Annotated in this window: 19 protein-coding genes and 5 pseudogenes; 10 read left to right on the top strand and 14 right to left on the bottom strand. The window is 40.0% G+C overall.

Features of this window, described 5'->3' with window-relative positions; all coding sequences use genetic code 11:
• Positions 1-35: 35 nt before the first annotated feature.
• The 3 genes and pseudogenes from feoA to AAHH42_RS09105 all read left to right on the top strand — a co-directional run.
• A pseudogene (feoA, locus tag AAHH42_RS09115) lies at positions 36-248 on the top strand (ferrous iron transporter A); the annotation flags it as partial.
• A gap of 355 nt (positions 249-603) precedes the next feature.
• Positions 604-2,902, top strand: a pseudogene (feoB, locus tag AAHH42_RS09110) (Fe(2+) transporter permease subunit FeoB).
• Positions 2,903-2,949: 47 nt separating this feature from the next.
• Entirely contained in the window at positions 2,950-3,195 is a 246-nt protein-coding gene (locus AAHH42_RS09105; RefSeq protein ID WP_072550194.1) for a FeoC-like transcriptional regulator, read from the top strand.
• A gap of 278 nt (positions 3,196-3,473) precedes the next feature.
• Here AAHH42_RS09105 and AAHH42_RS09100 read toward each other — a convergent pair whose 3' ends face one another.
• Positions 3,474-3,749, bottom strand: a complete 276-nt coding sequence (locus tag AAHH42_RS09100; RefSeq protein WP_072550193.1) for a hypothetical protein — start codon at positions 3,747-3,749, stop codon at positions 3,474-3,476.
• Positions 3,750-5,155: 1,406 nt separating this feature from the next.
• Between AAHH42_RS09100 and AAHH42_RS09095 the strand changes: the two genes are divergently transcribed.
• Both AAHH42_RS09095 and AAHH42_RS09090 read left to right on the top strand, forming a co-directional pair.
• Entirely contained in the window at positions 5,156-5,350 is a 195-nt protein-coding gene (locus tag AAHH42_RS09095; protein ID WP_083429600.1) for a phage holin, read from the top strand.
• Between the two features lie 77 nt (positions 5,351-5,427).
• The gene (locus tag AAHH42_RS09090) at positions 5,428-6,936 is read left to right on the top strand and encodes an IS4 family transposase (protein WP_342220964.1); all 1,509 of its coding nucleotides are present in this window, start codon (positions 5,428-5,430) and stop codon (positions 6,934-6,936) included.
• Positions 6,937-7,001: 65 nt separating this feature from the next.
• Here the strand turns inward: AAHH42_RS09090 and AAHH42_RS14815 are convergent.
• Both AAHH42_RS14815 and AAHH42_RS09085 read right to left on the bottom strand, forming a co-directional pair.
• Positions 7,002-7,286 (bottom strand): annotated as a pseudogene (locus tag AAHH42_RS14815) (transposase); the annotation flags it as partial.
• Positions 7,287-7,311: 25 nt separating this feature from the next.
• Complete coding sequence (locus AAHH42_RS09085; RefSeq protein ID WP_205411491.1) at positions 7,312-7,458, bottom strand: hypothetical protein; 147 nt, start codon at positions 7,456-7,458, stop codon at positions 7,312-7,314.
• A 192-nt stretch (positions 7,459-7,650) separates the two neighbouring features.
• Between AAHH42_RS09085 and AAHH42_RS09080 the strand changes: the two are divergent.
• Positions 7,651-8,399: pseudogene (locus tag AAHH42_RS09080) on the top strand (winged helix-turn-helix domain-containing protein).
• A 2-nt stretch (positions 8,400-8,401) separates the two neighbouring features.
• Here the strand turns inward: AAHH42_RS09080 and AAHH42_RS09075 are convergent.
• Both AAHH42_RS09075 and AAHH42_RS09070 read right to left on the bottom strand, forming a co-directional pair.
• Positions 8,402-9,505, bottom strand: coding sequence for an IpaD/SipD/SspD family type III secretion system needle tip protein (locus AAHH42_RS09075; protein WP_342220963.1), 1,104 nt, complete (start codon positions 9,503-9,505; stop codon positions 8,402-8,404).
• Between the two features lie 478 nt (positions 9,506-9,983).
• Positions 9,984-11,006 carry an IS630 family transposase gene (locus AAHH42_RS09070; protein WP_342222051.1) on the bottom strand — a complete coding sequence of 341 codons (1,023 nt, stop codon included), beginning with the start codon at positions 11,004-11,006 and terminating at the stop codon, positions 9,984-9,986.
• Between AAHH42_RS09070 and AAHH42_RS09065 the strand changes: the two genes are divergently transcribed.
• Both AAHH42_RS09065 and AAHH42_RS09060 read left to right on the top strand, forming a co-directional pair.
• The gene (locus tag AAHH42_RS09065) at positions 10,956-13,631 is read left to right on the top strand and encodes a phage tail tip fiber protein (RefSeq protein ID WP_342220962.1); all 2,676 of its coding nucleotides are present in this window, start codon (positions 10,956-10,958) and stop codon (positions 13,629-13,631) included. The genes AAHH42_RS09070 and AAHH42_RS09065 overlap by 51 nt on opposite strands.
• Before the next feature lie 240 nt (positions 13,632-13,871).
• Positions 13,872-14,411, top strand: a pseudogene (locus AAHH42_RS09060) (endonuclease I family protein).
• A gap of 364 nt (positions 14,412-14,775) precedes the next feature.
• Here the strand turns inward: AAHH42_RS09060 and AAHH42_RS09055 are convergent.
• The 5 genes from AAHH42_RS09055 to AAHH42_RS09035 all read right to left on the bottom strand — a co-directional run bounded on the left by AAHH42_RS09055 (position 14,776) and on the right by AAHH42_RS09035 (position 18,298).
• Entirely contained in the window at positions 14,776-15,675 is a 900-nt protein-coding gene (locus AAHH42_RS09055) for an ankyrin repeat domain-containing protein (RefSeq protein WP_342220961.1), read from the bottom strand.
• An 11-nt stretch (positions 15,676-15,686) separates the two neighbouring features.
• Positions 15,687-16,151, bottom strand: a complete 465-nt coding sequence (locus AAHH42_RS09050) for a hypothetical protein (protein ID WP_072551027.1) — start codon at positions 16,149-16,151, stop codon at positions 15,687-15,689.
• Positions 16,152-16,308: 157 nt separating this feature from the next.
• Complete coding sequence (locus tag AAHH42_RS09045; RefSeq protein WP_342220960.1) at positions 16,309-16,761, bottom strand: hypothetical protein; 453 nt, start codon at positions 16,759-16,761, stop codon at positions 16,309-16,311.
• 36 nt (positions 16,762-16,797) lie between these two features.
• Positions 16,798-17,475 (bottom strand): hypothetical protein, encoded by a 678-nt coding sequence (locus AAHH42_RS09040; protein ID WP_342220959.1) that lies wholly within the window; start codon positions 17,473-17,475, stop codon positions 16,798-16,800.
• Positions 17,476-17,896: 421 nt separating this feature from the next.
• On the bottom strand, positions 17,897-18,298 hold the full coding sequence (locus AAHH42_RS09035) for a YchJ family metal-binding protein (RefSeq protein WP_083429662.1): 402 nt from the start codon (positions 18,296-18,298) through the stop codon (positions 17,897-17,899).
• An 804-nt stretch (positions 18,299-19,102) separates the two neighbouring features.
• Between AAHH42_RS09035 and AAHH42_RS09030 the strand changes: the two genes are divergently transcribed.
• Together AAHH42_RS09030 and AAHH42_RS09025 are read left to right on the top strand one after the other, a co-directional pair.
• Positions 19,103-19,648, top strand: coding sequence for a hypothetical protein (locus AAHH42_RS09030; protein WP_342220958.1), 546 nt, complete (start codon positions 19,103-19,105; stop codon positions 19,646-19,648).
• A 348-nt stretch (positions 19,649-19,996) separates the two neighbouring features.
• Positions 19,997-20,494 carry a hypothetical protein gene (locus AAHH42_RS09025; RefSeq protein WP_342220957.1) on the top strand — a complete coding sequence of 166 codons (498 nt, stop codon included), beginning with the start codon at positions 19,997-19,999 and terminating at the stop codon, positions 20,492-20,494.
• A 1,044-nt stretch (positions 20,495-21,538) separates the two neighbouring features.
• Here the strand turns inward: AAHH42_RS09025 and AAHH42_RS09020 are convergent.
• The 4 genes from AAHH42_RS09020 to AAHH42_RS09005 form a co-directional block, all read right to left on the bottom strand.
• Complete coding sequence (locus tag AAHH42_RS09020) at positions 21,539-22,597, bottom strand: site-specific integrase (protein ID WP_342220956.1); 1,059 nt, start codon at positions 22,595-22,597, stop codon at positions 21,539-21,541.
• Positions 22,572-22,802 (bottom strand): excisionase, encoded by a 231-nt coding sequence (locus AAHH42_RS09015; RefSeq protein ID WP_072551021.1) that lies wholly within the window; start codon positions 22,800-22,802, stop codon positions 22,572-22,574. Before AAHH42_RS09015 ends, AAHH42_RS09020 begins: the two co-directional genes overlap by 26 nt.
• 305 nt (positions 22,803-23,107) lie before the next feature.
• Positions 23,108-23,254, bottom strand: coding sequence for a hypothetical protein (locus AAHH42_RS09010; protein ID WP_162859995.1), 147 nt, complete (start codon positions 23,252-23,254; stop codon positions 23,108-23,110).
• Between the two features lie 259 nt (positions 23,255-23,513).
• Positions 23,514-24,062 carry a transcriptional regulator gene (locus AAHH42_RS09005; protein ID WP_342220955.1) on the bottom strand — a complete coding sequence of 183 codons (549 nt, stop codon included), beginning with the start codon at positions 24,060-24,062 and terminating at the stop codon, positions 23,514-23,516.
• Positions 24,063-24,072: the final 10 nt, after the last annotated feature.

Here is a 24,072-nt window from a genome sequence, read left to right as displayed (position 1 = left end):
TCAGCAACTATCCAGAGGTTAACATGAGAGATCATATGCAGCTTATTCCTAAAAAATGTTACAAAATCATCAAATTCTTTCCTGAGATTAGCCCCACCTACCGGCAAAAATTACTCTCCTTGGGAATGCTACCAGGTTCGTCATTTAAGGTCATTCGCTCGGCTCCCTTTGGTGATCCTCTACAAATTGAAGTCAGGGGAGTCAGCTTACTATTAAGACAAAAAGATTTGTATCTCTTGAGTTTAGAACCCCATGACCTAGAATGGCATCAACTAGCAAGATGTCTGATGAAAGATTTTAAGCAGTCAGGACAAACAGTATCAGAATTTAAAGACCTGTTCGAAATCTTTTTCGCTGTACTTAGACGAGGCAAAAACGGGCGAAAGAGCCGCAGTTTACTCTTTGTGTACGACAAAAGGGAGTAAATGTGCATGTTAAGCGCGTTTTTGACGAATTACTTGACCAAAACACGGCGAGTACAAGAGATTTCGAACAGGTTCTAAGGGCTAGCGAGTGGATAGAAGTCACAGTATGATGATAACCCCACGTCAATTGTACTGACCTGTAAATTTTAATTTATTGAATTTTAAAGAATAAAAAACAATGATAACAATCGGTTTAATTGGAAATCCCAATGCGGGTAAAACTACGCTGTTTAACCAGCTAACGGGGGCGCGGCAACGAGTAGGTAACTGGGCTGGAGTAACGGTGGAGAAGAAAGAAGGTCATTTTTCCACCGCCAAGCGTCAAGTGACTTTAGTGGATTTGCCCGGAACCTATTCTCTTACCACCATATCAGAACACACTTCACTTGATGAACAGATCGCCTGCGATTACATACTGAATGGTCAAGCTGATCTGCTGATCAATGTCATCGATGCTTCTAACCTGGAGCGCAATCTCTACCTGACCCTGCAATTAGTCGAATTTGGTATCCCTTGTATTGTCGCTCTCAATATGCTAGATATCGCTGAGAATCAAAAAATCAAGATTGATATCAATGTGTTGACTCAACAGTTAAGCTGCCCCGTCATTCCATTGGTTTCTACTCGTGCAGCAGGCATTAACGAATTAAAAAATAGCATTGATCACTATCCCCTCAGCGCTGTAAAAATACAGGGTAACTCTCTGGTTAACTATTCACCAGTCCTACTAAAAGAAGTGAATAAATTGGCACAAGCTATGCCAGAATCGCTCTCTTTGCAGCAGCGTGACTGGCTAGCTTTACAAATATTGGAAGGCGATATCTATGCGCTAGCACATTCAGGTATCCCCGCAGATTTATTAACCGATGCACACCAACGGCTACAGCAGCAAAATGAAGATCCAGAGCTATTGATTGCCGATGCTCGCTATCAAAGTATCGCCAAGATCTGTGAAGCGGTCAGCAATCCACAACAGGCAGAACCCAATCTTTTGACACAACGGCTCGATAACATCATCCTTAACCGCTGGTTGGGCGTGCCTATCTTCTTGTTTGTTATGTATCTGATGTTTGTTCTAGCTATTAATATCGGTGGTGCGTTACAGCCAATATTTGATATCGGTTCCTCGGCAATTTTTATTCAGGGATTACAATGGCTAGGTTATACCCTACATTTCCCACAATGGTTAACTGTTTTTCTGGCTCAAGGCGTAGGTGGCGGTATCAATACCATGCTACCGTTGGTACCACAGATTGGCATGATGTACCTTTTCCTTTCTTTCCTTGAGGACTCAGGTTACATGGCTCGAGCTGCATTTGTCATGGATCGGCTGATGCAAGCACTCGGACTACCTGGCAAATCTTTTGTGCCGTTGATTGTTGGTTTTGGCTGCAATGTGCCATCCATTATGGGGGCACGCACCCTGGACGCGCAGCGCGAACGTTTAATTACTATTATGATGGCTCCATTTATGTCATGCGGCGCACGCTTAGCTATTTTTGCCGTTTTCACTGCCGCATTTTTCGGTAAAGGGGGAGCCAGCGTTGTTTTTTCCCTCTACTTGTTAGGTATTGTAGTCGCAATCTTTACCGGTTTGGTATTGAAATACACGGTTATGCGCGGGGAAGCCTCTCCCTTTGTGATGGAACTGCCCGTCTACCATGTTCCACATTTAAAAAGTTTGTTATTACAAACCTGGCAACGGCTGAAAGGTTTTGTGCTGAGAGCAGGTAAAGTGATCATTCTTGCCTGTATCTTTATTGGTGGACTCAATAGTTTCTCTTTCAAAGGTCAAGCGGTAGACAGTATTAATGACTCTGCACTCGCATCCGTCAGTAAGGTTCTGACCCCGTTATTAACACCTATGGGGGTTCATCCTGATAACTGGCAAGCGACCGTAGGTTTGATCACCGGTGCCGTTGCTAAAGAGGTGGTAGTGGGTACTTTAAACACCCTTTACACTGCTGAAAAAATCACCAACGAGCCCTTTGATGTAGAGGGATTTAACCTCTTCGAGGAACTCAGTGGAGCGTTAAACGAAACCTGGCAAGGGCTAAAAGATACTTTCAGCTTTGATGTGCTATCCAACCCGATAGAAGCCAGTAAGGGTGATGGAGAAATGGCTACCGGTTCGATGGGGGTCATGAGTAGCAAGTTTGGCTCTCGTCTCTCCGCTTACAGTTACCTGATATTTGTTTTGCTCTACGTACCCTGTGTTTCTGTAATGGGTGCCATCGCTCGAGAAACTAGCCGTGGCTGGATGATTTTTTCGATTTTGTGGGGCCTAAATCTTGCTTATTCGTTATCGACCCTGTTTTATCAAGCCGCAACCTTTGGTAACCATCCACAGCAAAGCTTTATGATTATCACTATTGTTATTGTTATCAATGTACTGATTCTATTCGGTTTACGCCGTTCACGCAGTAGGATCATCACCAGATTCAAACAGGAAAACAAGCAGTTGCTGCAATAATTAAGTAAACTGTCGTTAATGCGTCGGAGGTCTGTTTTGGGAGATTAATCTATGGCGAGTCTATTACAGGTGCGGGATGCAATAGCGCTCAACGGCATTGCAGAAGCACATCAACTTAGCCGACAATTGGCGACACCTTTACGCCTGGTAGAGGCCATGTTAGAACGATTGAGCATCATGGGAAAAATCGAACGTATCGAACAAAATGACCGCAGCTGTCTATGCGGTGGTTGCAAGCGCTGCCCTGAAGGGCAGCGACATCATAGAATGATGTATCAATTAACCACACCTCGCTGAGAGCCTTTTCCAAACCCCTTTCGCTATGCTCAGACGAGGAAAAAACGGGCGAAGAAACGCAGTTTACAGAGAGTCAATGAGCATTTTGAGCCCGTTTTTGACGAAGTACCAGCAAGCATAAAAAATTTCGAATAGGTTCTAATAAAAATCCGAATATTTTTTAGGCATTTTTAGGGGTGCGTTTTGCATTACCTTGCGCGAAAAAATCACTTAGAGGCCCTTTATAGACGCCCATTGTTACTTAATAAACACCTAACCGCTATTAGGCAACAAATCTACTACAGAAAAAGAGTCAATTTTCTCAATCTACGCAATTCGTTTCTATTCAATTCATTTCTACGGTGATCATCTTTTACTCGTACAGAAGATGAAGCATCTGTATCTGAAGGTATTGCTTTTTCTGTAAGCATTTGTTGTTCCACGCATGAAAAAAAAGGAAGACCTGGCTGAAATTTACAGACAAAGACCGCCGGGGCTTTTTCTTGATAAGCCGAAACAAACAGAGGTAATAGCAAAATCGGTAACACTGTTAACACAGCCTTTATTTTTTTCATCGGATGCCTTTTTATTTTGTCATATTTAGTGTGACTCTATTATAGCAGAACGACTCTCTTCTGATTACACCATCAAAGATGAATCGTGCCATATATTCATATCGAATGGTATTCATTATGTAATCAAAACTACACCGCACCGCTATACTGTCTATTCTACTCACATTCACCCCCATAATAAATGAGCAAAGATAAGCTGGAAAAGACTTAATTTAGGCTTCTCACGTTTATTTTCACCAGAGGAACTAGAAGATTTTGTTTGCTCTGGGATAATTTCTTGTTTGTTACACACTTTTACGAGACCCCAAAAAGTGACCTCCCACGTGGTAGTGGGACAAACAACGGAAGAGGCCCAAAGCAGGTGTTGATAATGCTGGCAATGATAAGATGAGTAATATTCCTAATGTATTAACTATTTTTGTTATCACCATGACCAGGCTCTCCACATTTTTGCATTGAATTCATCTTCTTGTTTTTGCATAGAGAAAGATTGGCGTTCTCCACTAGAGAGTATTATTTCTTGCACTGAATCTTTTTCTTCGATGCATACTGATACTGATGAAATCCCCACATATTTATGCTTCTACTGAATTTTACAACTAATAAGACTATCAGTAGCATAAGCCCAAGTGGACATTGGCAATAATAAAATGACCAATATTCTTAAAAAAGTCTTTATCTTTTTCATTTAATACTCCTTATTTTCGTAATAATTTGAAAAAACAGACTACCCAACCTACTGGGAAGAAATCGAGAGACGGTACAAAGCTTTATCGTATATAGCAGAACGATTCTATTTTAATTACAGCATAAAGATCAGTCGTGTCGTATATTTATACTTAACAGTATTCAGTATGTAATCAAAATTACACCGTACCGCTATATATGCTTCATATTCTGATTAAGAAAATGTATTATCTGCATCAACAGGGGGTTTCTCATATGAACATATTTTTGATGGGAAGAACTGGATCCCACCCACCTTCCAAAGTTCTTGGCATACATTCGAAATTGTTTTTTCATGAGAAGCCCAAATAGATGTTGGCAATAATAAGATGGATAATAATTTTAATAGAATCTTTATTTTTTTCATATGCTCATTTCCTATTTTTCGATTAGCGTCATTTGAATATGCACTGGATCTCTGTCTCCTATTAAGCATAGTCACAAAACCAGTTGTTTTCCTTTTCAATCTTTATTACTTGTTTATCGCTTAAATTAATTGACTGCTTTTGATTTCAAGGGCTGCGCATGACGTGGCCTTTTTTACTTTTAGCATCTAGCCCATTACCTATCAGTGCTCAACCCTTTTAATTCACGAGAGTTTAGGGTGCGACGCTATTTCTATAACACCACCCCCGACTCTTAGTGGAAAACGGTATCCCCACTGAGAGACGAAAATGACCATGGAAAAACTGACCACCGGTGCAGCCTATGGTGTTTCCGCCGGTAGCATCTTGAATGGTTTGCTAAACAGCTACAGCCCAGAACAATGGAACGCCATTGGTGTACTCGCGGGCGTCTCACTTGCTGCATACATGAAAAACATAATAATAATCACATCATATATTCTAAAAATAAGGTATCGATGTCGCAATTGAGGTCTCTTCTTTTACTTTTAGCCTGGGCCCATTTATGTTCAATGGGATTGAGGTCTCACTTTTACCCACAACGTTGAATGAAAAATGATTCAGGTGAAATTGGATTATTGGTAGAGTCAATAGTTAAATCAGGAAACAGGCACATGAAAACAGTAACGGGTAATGGGAATGAGTGGATCCGTGAAGAATTTCATCAAATTGATTTCGGAGATAAACGCCTTAAAGAGCGTTTTTTTGAAACAGCGGGCTTATTATCATCAAAAGCGTCAGGTTCAATTTACCCAAGCTGTCATGGCTCCTGGTCACAGGCCAAAGGAGCTTATCGATTTTTTAGCAATGAGAGAGTGAGCGAGAGCGCGCTATTCCGTACACATTGTGTGCAAACACAAAAACGTCTGGAGGGGCATTCACTGGTTTTTTCTCTTCAGGACACATCAGAGTTGAACTTTGACTCACATAAAAAGACAGAGGGGTTGGGAAGTATATCTAAAGCCTATCACAAACATAAAATGGGGTTGATGCTTCATGCAAGTTTGATGGTAACTCAGGAGGGCTTGCCGCTTGGGTTATCCTCGCTTAAATGCTGGTCACGTGTTTCCCGAGAGGAACCCCCTCAGGAAAAACAGCGGCGGCTTTATCAATCGACAATGAAAGAGAAAGAAAGTATTAAGTGGATAGAGACCCTCTACGAGACAGCGGCGCTGATACCCAAAGATACCTGCTTAATCACGCTGGGAGACAGAGAAGCGGATATTTTCGAACTTTTTCGGGTTGCAAGCTCACTAAAAACATTTTTTATTATCCGCAACCGGAAAGACAGAAAATTTATCGATGAAAAGGGGAAAAAAACAACGGTGCAAACCGCCTTGTCAAAGACGCCGATTTTAAAAACCATAGCACTCACCCTGCCCAAAAATCAGCAAAGGGTAGCAAGAACGGCTTATGTGGATATTCGCTCCATTTCAGGCTGGCTCCCCATTAGAAATAATCTAGTTTATGGGCCTACCAATAAAGACGCTTCACGGCATATCCATGAAAAGGTTCACGTATCTGCCATCAGTGTTAAAGAACAGCCTCCTCCAGAAGGAGTAGCGCCTGTCGAATGGGTATTATTGACCCATTTGACGGCCACTGACGCCTTTGAAGCAGAAGAGAAAGTGAATTGGTATAGACTGAGATGGAAGATAGAAGAGTTCTTCAAAACACTGAAATCAGGATGTTGTGTTGAACAATGTCGTTTAAATACGGCAACCAAACTAACGAAAATGATCACCCTCAAAAGCATTATCGCCTTCAAACTGATGTATATGACCAAAATGGCAGCGTTGTGTCCTGAGGCTACCTGCACCGATGTGTTGTCAAAGATAGAATGGCAAACGCTGTATTGCAGAATACAGACAACAAGCCGCCTTCCCGAGCATCCCCCCACAGTGCTTCAGGCAATAACATGGCTGGGTCAATTGGGAGGATTTCTTAACCGACGTGCCGAGGGTTTACCGGGAATCATGTCGCTTTGGCGAGGGTATGAGATCCTGCAAGAAAATGTGAGATTGTTCATTATTCTTAATAACAAAAATTGTGGGTAAAAGTGAGGATTGAGAGCAGGTGAGTAGGGAGTGAGATATTCAATCCAATGCCCGGCTTTACTGATAGCCTGCTGAATGTCGAGACGTTTGTGGAAACTGGCGTTATCCATCACGATGACACAATGAGGAGGAAGAGTAGGCAAAAGGCGCTGGGTAACCCAGGCGTAAAAAACATCACTGTTAATGGAACAAAAAAATAATCCGACCGCCATCAGGACGGTTCCCAGTAACGCGCCAATGACATTTGTTCGGCCCTTAGGCTGCCCATCCTGGGTACCCCAACAGCGTTGACCTCGTGCAGCATAACCGTGGGTTCGTGGCCTATCGTGTGCGAAACCGCTTTCATCCAGATAAACGACCGGTTTTCCCTGCTTTTTATAGCAGGCTATCGTGTCCTGGAAGGCGCGCCGTGTCTCTTCGTCTGCCTTGGGATGACGCAGGGTTTTTTTTATAGGTGACGCCCAGGTTTTTCAGTGCCTGCCAAATGGCTTTCTTGTTCTGGTCAAGTAATTTTGGACACAAATTCAGGTGTTTTATGCCGCCTGGTATCTTTCATCATTGGCGTTTGGTAATCATTAACACTATGTAGCCTGACTTGATTGTAATAATGAGTGAGGTAGGGAAGTACATCAGCTTGTGCTTGTTGAACGGTACTATACCCGTGATCAATGAAGATGCTTGATTTTGAAGTCGATAAGGATCATGCTCATAGCCATGAAAATAGAGCTGACTGCTGACCAGAAAATTACCCTCGAAGCCCAACATCGTCAAAGCCATGACCGCCGTGTCTGTGACAGGATCCGGTGTGTTTTGTTGTCCGCAGACGGCTGGACTTCCCCTATGATTGCTCACTCACAGCTCATTAATGAAACCACGGTGCGGCGCCACCTTACAGACTATCATAAACTCAACAAGCTCAAGCCTGAAAATGGCGGCTCCGATGGCTATCTCAATGCGGAACAGACCACGTCGCTGGTTGAACATCTCACCCAGCCGCTCTACCACCACAATCACCAAATTGTGGCGTATATCGCTGGACGCTGGAACATCACCTTTACCGTATCAGGTCTGTATAAAGGGTTGAAGCAGCATGGCTTTAGCTATAAAAAGCCGAAAGGTGTTCCGCATAAATTTGCCGTTGAGAAACAGCAGCAATTTATAAAGACCTACAGCGAATTGAAAGACGCCGCGGGTAATGACCCCATACTGTTTATTGATGCCGTTCATCCGACACAAGCCACCAAAATAAGCTACGGCTGGATACGAAAAGGCCAGGATAAAACGAGATAGAGCGATTGTGGAAGGTGATGAATGAGCAAACACGAAACAATAGATATTACCCATCTAAACAGAGTTTTAAGAACGATATCTTAAACTTCTTTGAGGTGAAGCTACCACAAATGGCAAGTTCTCTGGTATCTCGCTTAAACGATAATTTCCAGGCGCTAAATCCTGCATCTTGATTTCACTTGGGTATATCAATACCAACAACATGTCCTACTCCTTCAACTTTAACAATATCCGTGGATAATCCCAGATTTTCTACCCACTTTTTCGTTCTCTTATCACTATCATCAACATATAACTGTCCAGCCTTTTCCGTAACAGCATATTTATCTTTCAATTTGATTAAATCAAGGTATATTTCTCCCGTCTGGATAACAACCTTATCACCACTACTGCTATTTGATTTACCCATTTTGGTAACAATATCACTAAATTCTTTATAAAAATCAGAATATTTTTTCGAGGCATTTTGATGAATATCTAAATAATGCTCTTTTACAGTGTTGATTCCTTCAATAAGTTTGTTAGCAATTTCAGAACTGGATAACATCTTTTCTTTCGTTGCTCCCTTTGGCTGTATAGGAGAAGAAAACAGATAATTACTAGATAATGCATCGGATACAGTCTGCATTTCAAGCTCTTTCAGTACTGTAGCCATCTCTCCCTTTATTTCTTCTTCTAATTTTTCTGGGTCTATTTTAGATAACCAAGGCGTTACCTGTTTTAAAATAGTCTGATATGCTGCTGCACTGCTTGACATTGAGTGTGTGGCTAATTCTATTTTAGCATCACTACTGGATAAATGTTCTTCTAAACTGGCGAGACGTCGTAACTCGCGATTTTTTTTCTGTGTTAAATCTTCTAGTTTTTTGCTGGTCTCTTTTATTTCTTCGCTATTTTTTTCTATATCATTTTCTGAACTGCTGTTACCCTGTAATAAATGATCTCTTTTTTCATTTAACCTGGTTAATTTTTCAATGTTCTGATGTATTACTATATTATTTTCACTGTGTTCTTTTCTTAATTTAAAGACAGAAGATAAAAAACTATGTTCTTCCTGATTTAATTCATCAACTTTTTTGTTGTCAATCCTTAATTCTCTGGTGAATTTTTTTAACTCTTCTACTCGTTCATTACCTGTCGTAAGGCTATTAACGCTTTCTTTTTTCAATTGGACCAAACCGCCAGCCGGCTTGGTATCTGGTTCAATGACCCCTTTTGCATTATGAAGCCCCACAGAAAGAAATGTAATATTATTTGATGTATTAAGAACCTCACCCATAGTAGAGTATCCTTTTATCTGTTGCTTAATTTAAGCATTAAAATTGCCTGATGCTATTATAATGAGATTATTTTGATTAACCGTCAGGAAATGTAATTTCATGACGGTGATTATTAAAGTTATTTAAAGAACAATCCGAAAATAAAAGCATGTCGTCTTTATCATTGGAAGTGTTAGAAATTCTGTGTTATTCCTATAATATAGCAGGCGCCGTATAAGTTGATTATGAAAATTAGCAATAACATATTGATATTAAATAATATTTATTAACAAAAGTGATCACGTTACATGGCGCCTGCTATAGCAGCTCAAGTGAAAGCGATAGTAGCATGGAAGGGATTGATGCTTGATCTGAAGGTATTCGTTTTGGCATTTGGAGACTATTGTTTACTTTTATAAAAATTATAATTTTGTGTCCTATTAAATAATTTGTTTTTTCCAGTGTTTTGAATGGTGATAAGTATATACCCAAGTGAAATCAAGATGCAGGATTTAGCGCCTGGAAATTATCGTTTAAGCGAGATACCAGAGAACTTGCCATTTGTGGTAGCTTCACTTCAAAGAAGTTTAAGATATCGTTCTTAAGACTCTGTTTAGATGGGTAATATCTATTGTTTCGTGTTTGCTCATTCATCACCTTCCACAATCGCTCTATCGGGTTTAGATTCGGGCTATACGGCGGAAGGTAATGAAGCTGGATATTCAACGTAAGCGCGGCGTCTTGCACAAGCTGTGAACGGTGATAGCCTGCACCCTCGAGGATCACATGTGCCGTTGTCATGATGGGATAATGCGCGCGAATGGCAGACAGGAAGTGAACCACATTTTCGCTGTTCATCGTCTCATCATCACGGATTATGGGGTTAGCCACATTCTGGATGTTCAAGGCTCCCATGATATTCAACCGCGTTCTGCTCCCGGTGGTCTCTATCGTTTTATCCTGGCCTTTTCGTATCCAGCCGTAGCTTATTTTGGTGGCTTGTGTCGGATGAACGGCATCAATAAACAGTATGGGGTCATTACCCGCGGCGTCTTTCAATTCGCTGTAGGTCTTTATAAATTGCTGTTGTTTCTCAACGTCAAATTTATGCGGAACACCTTTCGGCTTTTTATAGCTAAAGCCATGCTGCTTCAACCCTTTATACAGACCTGATACGGTAAAGGTGATGTTCCAGCGTCCAGCGATATACGCCACAATTTGGTGATTGTGGTGGTAGAGCGGCTGGGTGAGATGTTCAACCAGCGACGTGGTCTGTTCCGCATTGAGATAGCCATCGGAGCCGCCATTTTCAGGCTTGAGCTTGTTGAGTTTATGATAGTCTGTAAGGTGGCGCCGCACCGTGGTTTCATTAATGAGCTGTGAGTGAGCAATCATAGGGGGAGTCCAGCCGTCTGCGGACAACAAAACACACCGGATCCTGTCACAGACACGGCGGTCATGGCTTTGACGATGTTGGGCTTCGAGGGTAATTTTCTGGTCAGCAGTCAGCTCTATTTTCATGGCTATGAGCATGATCCTTATCGACTTCAAAATCAAGCATCTTCATTGATCACGGGTATAGATGGGGCGATCCCGTTACCGGGGCATATTATTGCTGTCGCCGATGAAATGTTATCAGGCAGAAAAATAGGAGGGCGCATCAATCAAGCAGCGGACTGTGACATCACGTTAGATCGATCCGCTGACGTCAAACCCGGCGATCGACTTCTGGTTAATCTGCCCAGTGGCACCGCCCAAGCACGCACCGTCCACGCGGTTAACGGTCAACTTATCACCGTCAGTGTGGCTTACAGTGAAACGCCGCAAGCGGAGGCAATTTGGTCGGTGGAGGCCGATGACTTAGCTCTTCAACACTACCGTTTGACGCGTATCGAGGACAATAACGACAACACTTATCGTATTAACGCTGTCCAACATGACCCCGATAAATATGAACGTATCGACAGCGGTACACGTCTTGACGAGCGGCCTATCAGTGTTATTCCGTTGACAATTCAAGCGCCTCCGACGCACATCACGCTGACCAGTCATGCGGTGATTGCTCAAGGTTTAGCCGTCACCACTTTACAGGTTAATTGGCAGGCAGCCAGCGGTGCGACCGCTTACGACGCCCAATGGCGGCGGGATAAGGGCAATTGGACGCCGCTGTTGCGGGTATTAACTTGCGGCTTTGAGGTCCCCAACAGTTATGCCGGGTGCTATCAGACCAGAGTGAGAGCCATTAACGCGACGGGCAGCGCTAGCCTGTGGGTTACGACGCCAGAGACGACTCTCCAGGGGAAAGAAACCCCGCCGCCTCAGCCAATTGGCTTGACGACCACGCCGATTGTGTTTGGCATCACGCTAAACTGGGCCTTTCCTGCGGGAGCCGAAGACACTTTAAAAACCGAGGTGGAATGCAGCCATTCTGCCCATGATGCTAATCAGAAGCCACTGACCGACATCGCCTACCCGCAGCGTCATTACACCATGCAGGGTCTGGCTGCGGGCAGAACCTTTTACTTTCGTGCCCGTCTGGTCGATCGACTGGGCAATCAAGGCGCCTGGACACTGTGGGTGCAGGGTAAATCGAGTGACGATGCGGATATTGTGCTCGATCACATCCGTGATGATATCATGACCACGCAGGCCGGTAAAAGACTGACTTCTCAACTCGATACGCTCATAAAAACCAACCAGGCCAATGAACAAAAACAGGCGCGCACCCGTATTACCCTCGAAAATGAGGTAAAAAGCAAGATAGAAGAAACATTGCTACAGGTGAATGAGAGGCTAGAGCGAGAAGACAAAACATTGCAACGGTATAATCAGGGACTTAAATCCCGCTTTAAAATCAGCCAATTACAAACACAAGACGTGCAAAAGACCGCCACGCATCTGGATACCGCATTTGTCACCTACAAAGAGGAGATGGACACGCAATTTGACCGTGCTAACGCGGATATGCTGGCACTCAGACAGGCTCAATCCGATGCTCAGCAGGCGTTCAGCCTTTACCGCCTAGATATCACTGCCCGCTTTGATAAAAATGACGCGTTAATAACCGACATCCACACGGCGCACGCCACGGCGACCCAGGCCCTGGCCGACTATCAAAACCGGATAAGTGCCCGATTCGGCAAAAATGAAACGGCGATAAGTCAGACTAAGCGTGCTCAAACCCTGGCGACCCAGGCGTTAGCGGAATATAAAAACATGATTGCGGCGCGATTCCGTGACAATGACGCGGCCATTGAAACCAAAGCCACAACACAATTTACCTCATCAGGCGGTAATGCCCTGTACAGTATTAAGGCAGGGATTACTCACCAGGGTAAGTATTATGATGCCGGCATGGTGGTAGGTGTGGAAACCCAGGGGGGCAAAGTGAAATCGCAAATCGGTTTTAATGCGGATAATTTTATTCTGTTAAGCGGGCAAAATGGCAAAAAATTCTCGCCCTTTGCGGTAAAAAATAATCAGGTCTTTATACGCGAAGGCTTTATTCAAGATGCGACCATTGACACGGCTAAAATAAAAGATGCCGCCATCACTCATGCGAAAATTGGCGGGCCTCTCCAGTCGACCAACTGGGCGGCAGGCCGTTCTGGGTGGAAAATAGATAAAGCCGGTCACGCTGAGTTCAACGATGCCACCTTCAGAGGGACGATTTATGCCACCCATGGCTGGTTTAAAGGGACGGTGTATGCGGATAACATTGAAGGGGATATTCTGGACATGTATCCCAATTTTTTAAAAGAAGAAAGGAGGGGACTTTTAGGTGATTACCAATCTATAATATTACCCCTGTTTTATGTAAAGAAATCACACTCACCGAGAAGAGTACTGCTATTAGGAAGAGAAGGAAAAGGGATCGTTGTCAATGCTTGGGCAAGAATGGGGGTCATCGTGAATATCACCTGTGATGGTGTTAATCTTCAATACCTCGGGCGGACAGGAAATGTCGAAGATTACGTCGGCCCCAGTCCCGTCAGGGCAGATATTGATATCATCATTCCGGCAGGTGAGGGGGAGGCATTAATTGGATTAAACTTGCGGGCCGTAGAGGACAGTTGCTATTTTTCCTGGAAGGCAAGTGGTAACATATTCACCATGAAAAACGCATCCAGTATAAAACTGGCTTGATTAAGATGAATACCCACCGATGAATTTTACCGTATGTGGGATGACGTTTTCTGTCATCCAAAGTTTTATATAAAAATAGATGATACATGATCATACCAATGAAGAGGAATAAGAATGACCTGATATAGCTGGGCAATTTAATTTTAATTGGCACACAAATATGAGCCACTCCCTAGATTTACTCTTCAATGTATGCGTTAGGCAATCAAAATTAAATCGTACAGCTATACAGGCCGCTCGGTGCCCCAAAATTTTAGGTCAGGACAAACGGACGATCAGGATGCTTGGAGCCGCGAGCATGTTTGGGCTAAAAGCCACGGCTTTCCTAAACCTAGTCAGTTTGCTTATACCGATATTCACCATTTACGACCGGCTGATATCAGTGTGAATAATACACGCCGGAACAAGGATTTTGATTGGGGCGGCACTCCCTTGGCAGAGTCACCGGAAAATAAAACTGATCGCGACAGTTTTGAGCCTGCCGATAATGTCAAAGGTGATGTCAGTCGAATGCTGTTTTATATGGATGTGCGCTATGAAGGCGACATTGATTCCAAAGTGGGTGATTTGAGTCTGGTCGATGAAGCGGGCACCAATGGCAACGAGCTGGGAAAACTCTGCACATTGCTAGAGTAGCATAGGCAAGACCCTGTTTCCGACTGGGAACGCCGACGTAATGAGCGTATCTACGCGCGTCAAGGAAACCGCAAGCCTTTTATTGACTATCCCAAATGGGCAATCGGTATTTACGGGGAGAGGTGTGGGAAAGACGCGAAATAACATGACCGTTTTTAGAGAATAAATATGTTGCCTAGGTCTGTCGACGTTTCGCTATAATTGATTGAATATGATATTTCACTTTTTTCCAATTAATTATAGCGGAACGCTAACAACCCATCGGCAAATAACGAAAATATTGACACTACAATATTCCTGCTCGTTTCAGGATATCACTCATTTTTGGGTTAATTCTATCGCGTGCAATATTGTAAGGTTTCTTCCCTTCATTATTAGGTTGGTTGAGCACACGGACAATATCAATATGATTCTTCAATAAAAAATCGACTATTTTTACTAAGTTTCTTTGAACTAAATAATGAAGAAACGTATTTCCCGACTGACTTATAATCTCTTTCAGATAAATTTAAAAGTTTTCTTTATCGAGTATTCTAGCTATATTTTTTAGGCGATTATAAGATATATCAGCGTCTGAAAGATGAATACCAAGAGCAATCCAAGAAGGGATCCTATTATTGTGATTATGCTGAGTGATAAGATCAGGGGCAATTTCGAGCAATCGATCAATTTGTTTCGCTTTCCTTCCTTCAACGGCATAGTGAAGAGCCGTATTTCCCTTTGCATCAACATGCTTGCATAGGCGCGTGAGAATCTCCAAGTTCTTTTTATCGAGTGCAATATCTAAAGACGTTTTTCCTGCATGATTAGTTAGTTTGAAAACAAGATTATCAAATTGATTTGTATTGAGTAAAACCTCGACCATTTTTTCTCGCCCATTTATAATTGCCTGATGAAGCAAGGAATTTCCCTTTGCATTAACCAGCCTGGGCAGATGTGAGAGAATTTCTGGATTATTTTTAACGAATGTATCATACGTTTCATCTGGAAGATTAAGCAACCAGTCGAAAAAAGGAGAAAGTTGAACACCCCCAGTAGCGCTAGTACGTGCCACTGAAAATCCTGTTCCTAACCGCATCAATGTTACTTCCTCATCATTAAAGTTGATTTTGCTAATTACGCGAAAGGCTGTATCGTGAATTATTCCCTTTTCGCTAAATACATTCAATTGTCGTGCTAGTAAACGAGGGCTTATATTTGCATCGATTTCATATAAGTTATAGTCGTCATTACTTTCTTCTACAAGCGTCGAAAAATACTGTGCGGATACGCCTAAATTCTTTTCAACTTCTTTTACTGCTTTCATGTGATCTTTAATCTCTATATTGTATATATTTCCACCAATCTTTTGCCGAAGAGAATCTAACTCCTCTTGAATTAATTTTTTTGCTATATTTAAGGGACTCACAAGTAAACGTACTATGGGTCAGGAGGAAAGGAAATTAAGTCTTTTATCTCTAACAGTAGTTTTTGAGCTGTATGTATGTTACCAAATTCATACTTTATCACTAATTCTTGTGCATACGCTTTGGCAATCGTTCTTATTGTCTTTGGTACTCTCGTCAACAAGTTCTCCTCGTGTGAATTCAAAGTTGTAACTACTTCTTGAATACGGTCACTTATAGCGGTAGTGCAGTAACCCCATACTTTTTCATCATCTAACAATTTGATGGTATCCAAACGAACCTGATTAAGGATATTCTCATCTTGTAACGTTTGATTCAAAATCTGAAGGGTGTTTATCCACAGAGTGGCGTCGCTCTTTTCCTGTCTGTTTTTTGCCTTTAACATCCACGTTCTTATTCTATTTGTCATATCCTGCTGCTGATGATCTTTTAGAAACTTTAAAAAGTCTTCTATGGGGTCATCACCGAGTACCTGCATTGTTTGTGTCTTTGGAATTACAGGGTTCAAAAAACCATGAATATACCCAGGTATTAGATAGTCTTGATCAATCAGAAAACCTTTGATGTTTAAATCCTCTGTATAAAAGACTAGATCTTGACCTTTATTACCAAAGAGGAACTTTATCAGTATGTTATTAAATAATGTACATTTCGATATTCTTTCCGGCTTTGAGGTAGCCTATTATCAGATTCAGTAGCGATCTTATGTACGTTTTCTCTTCGACCGTAGCAGGTATTTTAATTTTCTCCAGTTTTTGCAGGATTTTGCTTAAATTTGTATCAAAAAAGAAATGCATAGCTTTCAGATTAAGATTGCTGAGATTAGTACTGATCTGTTTTAGATTAATGTCAGCAAGTAACGTGTCACGCAGTGCGATCTCCTTATAGAGATCAGGCCAGTCATTGCAATTTTTACCTTTTATGTCCAGAATTGCTATGGCTTGGTTCTTATCTTTTCTGTGATTGACTTCTTTTTGGCTGTATTTCACCATATCGTTAAACAATGATTCGATTCTTTTTCTTTGACCAGGGATACCGATAAAAGAACGCCAACCAGAGAGCAATAGCTGTGGGTGCTTCTCCAGCATATTGTCAGTGAAAGCACGAAGGGCGCAGTCTTCATTTCAAGGAAAAGGGTTTGTGTCTGTTGGCGCCGTATTACTATGCAGGAACCAATGTATCTCTTGCATAACATCTTTGGCTGCATGTTCATCTAAGTGATACTTAGTATTTAATTGCCGGAGAATACGGTAAGAAGGTTCGATGTCGGAGACATTATGTTTGTTATCTTTAAACACTTGTATATTTTTTTTTGTGTTTTCTGATAGTGATAGCTTGGCCAGGCAAGCAGGTAGATGATGAGAAATAATTTTTATTGGCTTCTTTCGTTCCGCTATTTTGTTTAACAATTCCAATAAGATCTTCTGGCTGTCATCACTTTTATCCCCTGTTAACAGCTCGCCTTGATCGACTGGATTGCCTGTAATGTTTACTTCTTCCAAGTGAGGTGACGCTAATATGAAGCTGAGTAGGTCTTGCAAAGAATTTATACCGTTATTACTGAAGCTTACCTTAGTTGTCTCCGCTGATGTCGGCAGAGATGTGATCTTCTTGAGCTCACATCCTTCTAGATCTAGATACTTTCCCCCACATAACACTCTTGCTTTTGTCATGGAATAGTCTGTACCCTCTCCTGCTTGGCATTGTTCTTCCCATGCGTCGAACTTATTTTCTAGTGATGACGATGGGTCAAAGCATGGAAAACAGGATGAGATGAGAGAATAAAAACCATTTATTAGCATGATGAAAAACCTGTTAAATAGTAACTAGCTTACAATAAGTGCTTAGAGCCCGTTCAAAATCTAACATCAACCACATTACACAGTAGTTAATGCCTTATTTTTCAATTATGAAGTAACCTTGTAGCATAAAAATATATTTATTTTTGTAATGAAATGTATCTAAATAATTACAATGCTCCGTTTCACAAATATTCAATAAGCTAAACGGTTATTAACCATTTCATGACAGACAACGATAAGACGAAAACAGAAAGGGGCACATATGGGACAAAAAATTATCGCAAGCTCACTCGATATCGAATTTTTCTTGCGGTAATATGTTTATTCTCTTTAGAATAAACTGGTATCTTCAGATAAAATGGGTATATCCAGTGCCAGAGAAGTATCATAACAGTGTCACTGGTTTCACGTCATTGTTTTACTACCTGGAGTATTTAGAAATACCATCTATATAATACCAACGTTTTTTTAAACGGAGAAAACGTGAACATTCATATATCATACTTGTTTTTGTAGTATTCCTATCAGTAAAGCCCGCACAGAATTCAACAAAACCTTCATCGGTATGAGATCCTGCCATTTCTTTTATCACGATCAGTCCATGCCATTCAGTGTCACATTGTATTAGCATTGTACGAAATTTTTCTGCATGACAATCCGGATGCCAACTGATAATCAAATAATCAACATTGTGTTTCACATAGGCACTATAGCGTGAACGCATCAAAATTCCGGGCGATGAGGCTATTTTTTCACCTATTACATAGGGTTCACAGCAAACATTATATTTTAATATACTACCGCATGGGCACAATTCTGACACGATATCCCCCTGGTATAAGTAAATTGATGCCAGACATACTACGTAATTTTAACTTAAAATTCAAAGTCATTGCTCAATTGACCCCGGGCTGAAGTTATTTATGAATGTCAAAAAAGCCGTAGTCCATTTATTGACTATCCTGAATGGGTAGTCAGTCTTTACGGGGAGAGTTGTGGGAAAGAGGCTCTTCATTGATTTAACTTTTCAAGTTTCTTCGCTAACTGTCGCTTAACCCTCCCTTTTTTTCAATCGTGCATATGATAATCGATGCCCGCACAAAACGGGCGTCAGACACACAGTCATTTTATGATTATATACTCGTAATAAGTATACAAGTATTTACGATAAATAGGTAGTTACACAATTGAATCAGGGCAAGAGCGCGAATATTTTTTAATCTAAAAATGCGCATTATTTATATTTTATTAGTTCAGTAAATGGAAGAGAGCATTATTCTTTAGGTGTTTTTTAGATTAAAAATTAATCAATCTGTTTATTTTTTGCCAACTCGTACTCTCGTCCTAGACTGTGTGTAGAATCCATTCAGTTAGAGTCAGGTATTTCACTGATTGAGTTATAGCAATTTTAGTCACTATAATCCGGAACTGTATTCATTTATATAAACGAATTTATAGTATCACGTATCTTAAAAAAATCAACAATGACAAATTCAGTTGAAACAGAATTATTTAAACTGACATTGCGATATCTAAATATGTTATCCATACAGTTAAATATAAAAACTTTATGTCATAACCAGACATAATATATGTATTAATGAAACATTTTAGTAATAAATTCAATATGATAGGTACCGTTACACAAAACAATTTTTTTGTTAGTTATGATAATACTAATAGATATGATATTTTTTTAAAAAAACAAGTTGTTAATTATGGACATGCTTTGAAAGAAAAAATATCTAATCATAATAAAGTCGTTATTAATAGTAAATTAAATAATATTGCGACAAGAATTCAAAAAAGGATTAATCGAGCCAATTTGAGTAGTGATGATTTATCAAGATACCCAAAAGAGTTAGATAACTTGCTTAAAGAAGACTCTGGATCTCAAAAAGAAAATATAAGAAATTTTTTTAAATGTTGTATTTTTTTATCTAAGCACAATACTGAAAAAAGCACTAAAAATAATTATTTTTACTTTACAAATAAAACACATTCATTAAGAATGCTATCTAAAATGGATTGTTTATATTCAAACATACCTGAGATTACAGAAGAAAAGTTAAATGTAGTACTAAGTGATATACTCCTTCATATAGATTATTTTCGTGAAGATCAGTCTATAGAAATAGAGAAAAAGAGAAAAAGACAGAATCATACGTTGTAGAAAGAAAAAAAGAAAATATATATTCATATAATAAATTTAAATTTCTATATAGTTCTGAAGAGTTAAGTGTTACAGAAAAAATGGTAGAAGAAGATACCTATGCGCTTAAAATACTCAATTCTGAAGACAGTAAAAAATCAGTAATTAGTGTAGCTAGAATGCTTCATTATTATCTAAAAAAGAACCTGTCTTCTATTCGAAAGCAAAATGATTTCTTTGAAACATATAAATTTTGCATGCAAAATAGAATTGGAACATATCCTATTTTTAAAATAAAAAACCATTCTTTTAAGGATATTTTAGAAATCTTTAAAAAAATGAGGATCATATTATTTTGCTATCTTTAATATGGCCTATTTTTATAGAAGGAAATGGAACCGGTTCAGATATAAAAAAATAAACAATATTTATTCAAAAAAAATTCGCCCAACCAAAGATTATATTGATGTTCATATAGACGTAAAAATAAATGAACTATCTAGTAGATTTGGAAATTCTAAAACTATTTGTAGTAATATTTTTTCTGACCAAAAATTTCATCCTTATTATAGAGATGTGGATTATAGAAAAATAAATATTAATTCAACAAACAAAAAAGTAAGAAAATTTATAGAGCGTAAGATCCCTTACATTGCTGGCAATTCTGGGATGGCAAACATGACATGCAAGGTTCTTAGTAAATTACATATCCCCCCTTATTCAGAAGAAGGGCGTAGCTTTTGTGAAGCCATGTCAGCTTTTATAGTTGGGAGTGGTATGCATTCCTACTATGAAGTATATAAATCATTTAATCTCTATGCGAAAGAAATTCATTATCCTTGGCTATTTTCTTCTAAAATGGCTTAAGCTTAATAAAAATTCATTAAAACCATGAGATTATTTAGTCAATATTTAAATAGTGTCGTCACGTAATAAAAAATAGATTATCATTCCCATTGAGAAGAAATGGACTCATGCCAAAGCCCAGTGTAGAAAAGAGAGGTGTGATGTCGATCACCTCTTTTCCTTCTTTAATTGAACCATTTTATAAGGCCACCGCTATATGTACTCCTTAGTTGTCACTCAAGTAAATTGAATATAAAAATGAGTAGCAAATAAAACAAGAAAATTTTGAACTTGTTGTACATGAGCAACAATAATCTTGGGAAATTGAGAGGGGTACTATTATGCAAAGGAAAAGGTAACGATCACTTTGATAAAATGATTATGTGGAAGTTGTTTGGGGGTGATAATGACTGTGTCGTATTTGTGTCGTCACTGAACGGTGTTAAATGCCGATCAAGGACATTAGAATGCACTTAATGACATAAACCACGCCACTGACATAGATTTTATCAATAATGACAATAAGTTAAATTATCACCCGTGGATTTTTAAGCCGTAGGTCACAGGTTCGAACTCTGTAGGGCGAAGCAATCTTTTCAATTAGTTAGCATCCTTTTTCTTACCTGTTTTTAAAAGTGTCAGATGGGTGACATGAAGATCGAAGAAAAAGATAACATTACCGATGCCGATGAAACAGGTTTCAAACAAGGCTACCTTGGATGCTGGGAAAATGAGTTATTTTACGATGAATGACAGAAAGGAACCTTCGCTCGGTGCAAGACGATAGGTCGAAATGAAGAGGCAACATATTGATAAATAATGGCTGAAAAGTTGTGCTTTGTTGTGTTTTGTCGCCTATTATATAAGCAATAATATTTTATCTTTTTGTTTTTTATTGGTTATTTCATCACAGGGGTATAGGCGTTAGTGGACGTATTTTATTTGTTATAAAAATCAATAAATTAAAAACAAAAAGTCACAATCGATCGAAATTAGGTCAAAATGTCGAGTGGATTATCTCATATCTAACGTCTCATTCTATAACCCAAGAATCATAAAAATGTATCAGATCTCGTCCCATTCACTTCCTCGGCTATCACGGTATTTGTCCGTCATGGCAGAGGATTTGTGTCCCAGTAATTTCTGTGCAAAATCCTTACCTCTGGCTTCACTGTGTAGCCTGGCGGATAAACTTCTGATTTCGTGAAATGAAGGCGGTGTGCCTTGCCATTTCAAGCCAGATTGTTCTCGTGAGTCTGTAAATCCTTGCGACAATCTTTTAGGATTGAGGTTAATTTTCTTGTTTCCTATAAAGACATATTCTTCTCCGCCTATTTGTTGTCGACACGCATTAAGAATACCTTCAAGGTTTTTATTAATTATCTCCAAACTCAAGGTTAAGGGTATCACCAATTTCATCCCGGTTTTCTGTTGCTCTACCCACCATTTCCCACCATAAACATCTTGCCATTTCATCCGTTGGATATCCCCTACTCTCTGACCCGTCAGTAAAGCCAAGTCCATGCTTAAACCTATCCAAGGCTGCCGTTGGTTTGCTGCCTCTCTGATCACAAGAAACTCTTCTAGAGATAAACGCTCTCTCTGTACCTGTATACGAGGGCTTCTCGTGGCTGTGACGGGATTGGTTTCCAGATGCCCCTCTGCAATGGCTTCATTAAACATATCAATCAACAAGCTGCGGATTAATTTTGCGCTGGTAGTTTTACCTTGATCACTGTAACTATTTAGAAATTCAGCAATCTCTTTAGTTGTGAGGGTATTCAGTGCCTTATCAGAAAAAGCACGGGTGATGGCCGTTAATCTTGATTGGTAGTCTCTGAGAGTGTTAGACCGCAGGCCGCGTTGATGCAATTTTTCTGTAAATTTAGCGACCCATTCTGTCACCGACAGCGTATTCACCTCGTTGATTCTATCTACTAAACTGTAGCGTTGGTCAAAAATCTGCATGTTCATGGCAATCGCTTCGTTAATCGCGATACGTTTCACGCTCCCTACGCCGTATTCCTTACCTGTGCGGGGGTCTCGGTAGCAATAGTAGCCGTTATTACGGACATACAGATTGGGCGGCAGGTCTCGGTTAGCCGGCTTTCTTTTGCGTGCCATGATACAGTCTCTCCATTAAGCGTTTTCCGGCGTAACTGGCGGGGTTTGTTGGGTCAATTTTTACGGCATGCGCCTCGACAAGGTATTCTCGGCCATCAAGCCGTGGTGGCGGTTGAATGACGCCAGAGCGTGCCCATCGACGTACTTGTTCCATGCAACGCGGACGAGGCTGGTTTTGATTCCATTGCTTGAGGCTGATTTCCATATAGCGGCTCTCTCTTTATTAAAGTGAAAAATGTCATCACGGCGTCCGTATTTTAGACGGAAAAGTCATAGAGGGTAATGTGAATAAATTTATTTCAAGAATAAAAAATAATGAGAGGAATAATCAATATCAATAAATAATAGCGTCCTTCATTGTTATGAGGGGTAGTATTAATAGGGTCCAATTTATTCAATAAAAATAGCCTTGACGAGCAAGGCTATCCTATTTTATTTATTCTTTAATAAAATCCATTTTTACTCTTTCAATGTAGCAATAATCCTGTCTTTGGCTATTTAACCGTAATGTTAGATAAGGTATTCAGTGAAATGAGCCACAGTGATTCCGTGTTCACAGTGAGCATTGATAGATGCGGAAAATGTTTCAAGTTCTTTGTATAGTGTTATTCCAATATAAATCATTTCTGACGGTTCTCTCATCACTTCTTGTAACATAAGGCTTCCTTTTTTTAGAGATAAAATATAAGCCTTCCACTTGTTTTGACAAGACGAAACCCTACGTTAAACGTATTATTTTTTAAAAAATAAATAAAATGTATTTATGGCAATCTACGTTCAATCTTCTTTTTGTTCTTGAACCAACTTCTTAATCGATTAAACCAATTTTTATTTTCATTTCTCTTAGCTTCCAAGAGTTTATTTTTTAACTCTCTTTTTCTCGCTCTGCTCTGTCTGTTGCTCATAATTAACTCTCCTACTCAATAAACTGTATTCCAAGAGGGATAAGCACTTGAGGAATAGTGCGATCAAAGCCGGTTTGATGACAAAAGTGTTTAAAGTCTCGCAATGAATGCACTTTCGCTTTTTGGTATAGAATACGAATTCTATTTTCTATTGTGCGATGAGAACGTGCCAATTTTTTACCTATTTCCTTGGCACTCATCGTGCGTAATAAATAAAAGATTATCCTCAATTCAGATTGTGTGAAGAGAGTCGAGGGAGGTTCAAATAATAGCGTGGCAGTCAGCTTATCTACGTAGTGGGGCAGTGAAATAATAGCCAGTTTTCTACCATAAAAAACCGTGCCGATGCATTTCTTTCTTTTATTATACAGCGGAAAGGTTTCGTATAAATAAGGTTGCAGTTTCTGCTCTCGACCAAAGAAATGCGTTTTAATTAGGGTGCTTTTTTGTCCGCTTTTTATAACCTCTCTTTCCAGTTTTTGAATTATTAAAAAAAATTCTGTAATACAGGTGGGAAGTTCATCATCATGCCGCCCTATCACATCAAATCCTTGTGGCAAATTTAAAAAT

The organism is Candidatus Fukatsuia endosymbiont of Tuberolachnus salignus, assembly GCF_964030845.1.
GTDB classification, from domain to species: domain Bacteria; phylum Pseudomonadota; class Gammaproteobacteria; order Enterobacterales; family Enterobacteriaceae; genus Fukatsuia; species Fukatsuia symbiotica.
Note: the sequence above shows the minus strand (reverse complement) of the source record. Positions and strands in the feature narration are given on the sequence as shown.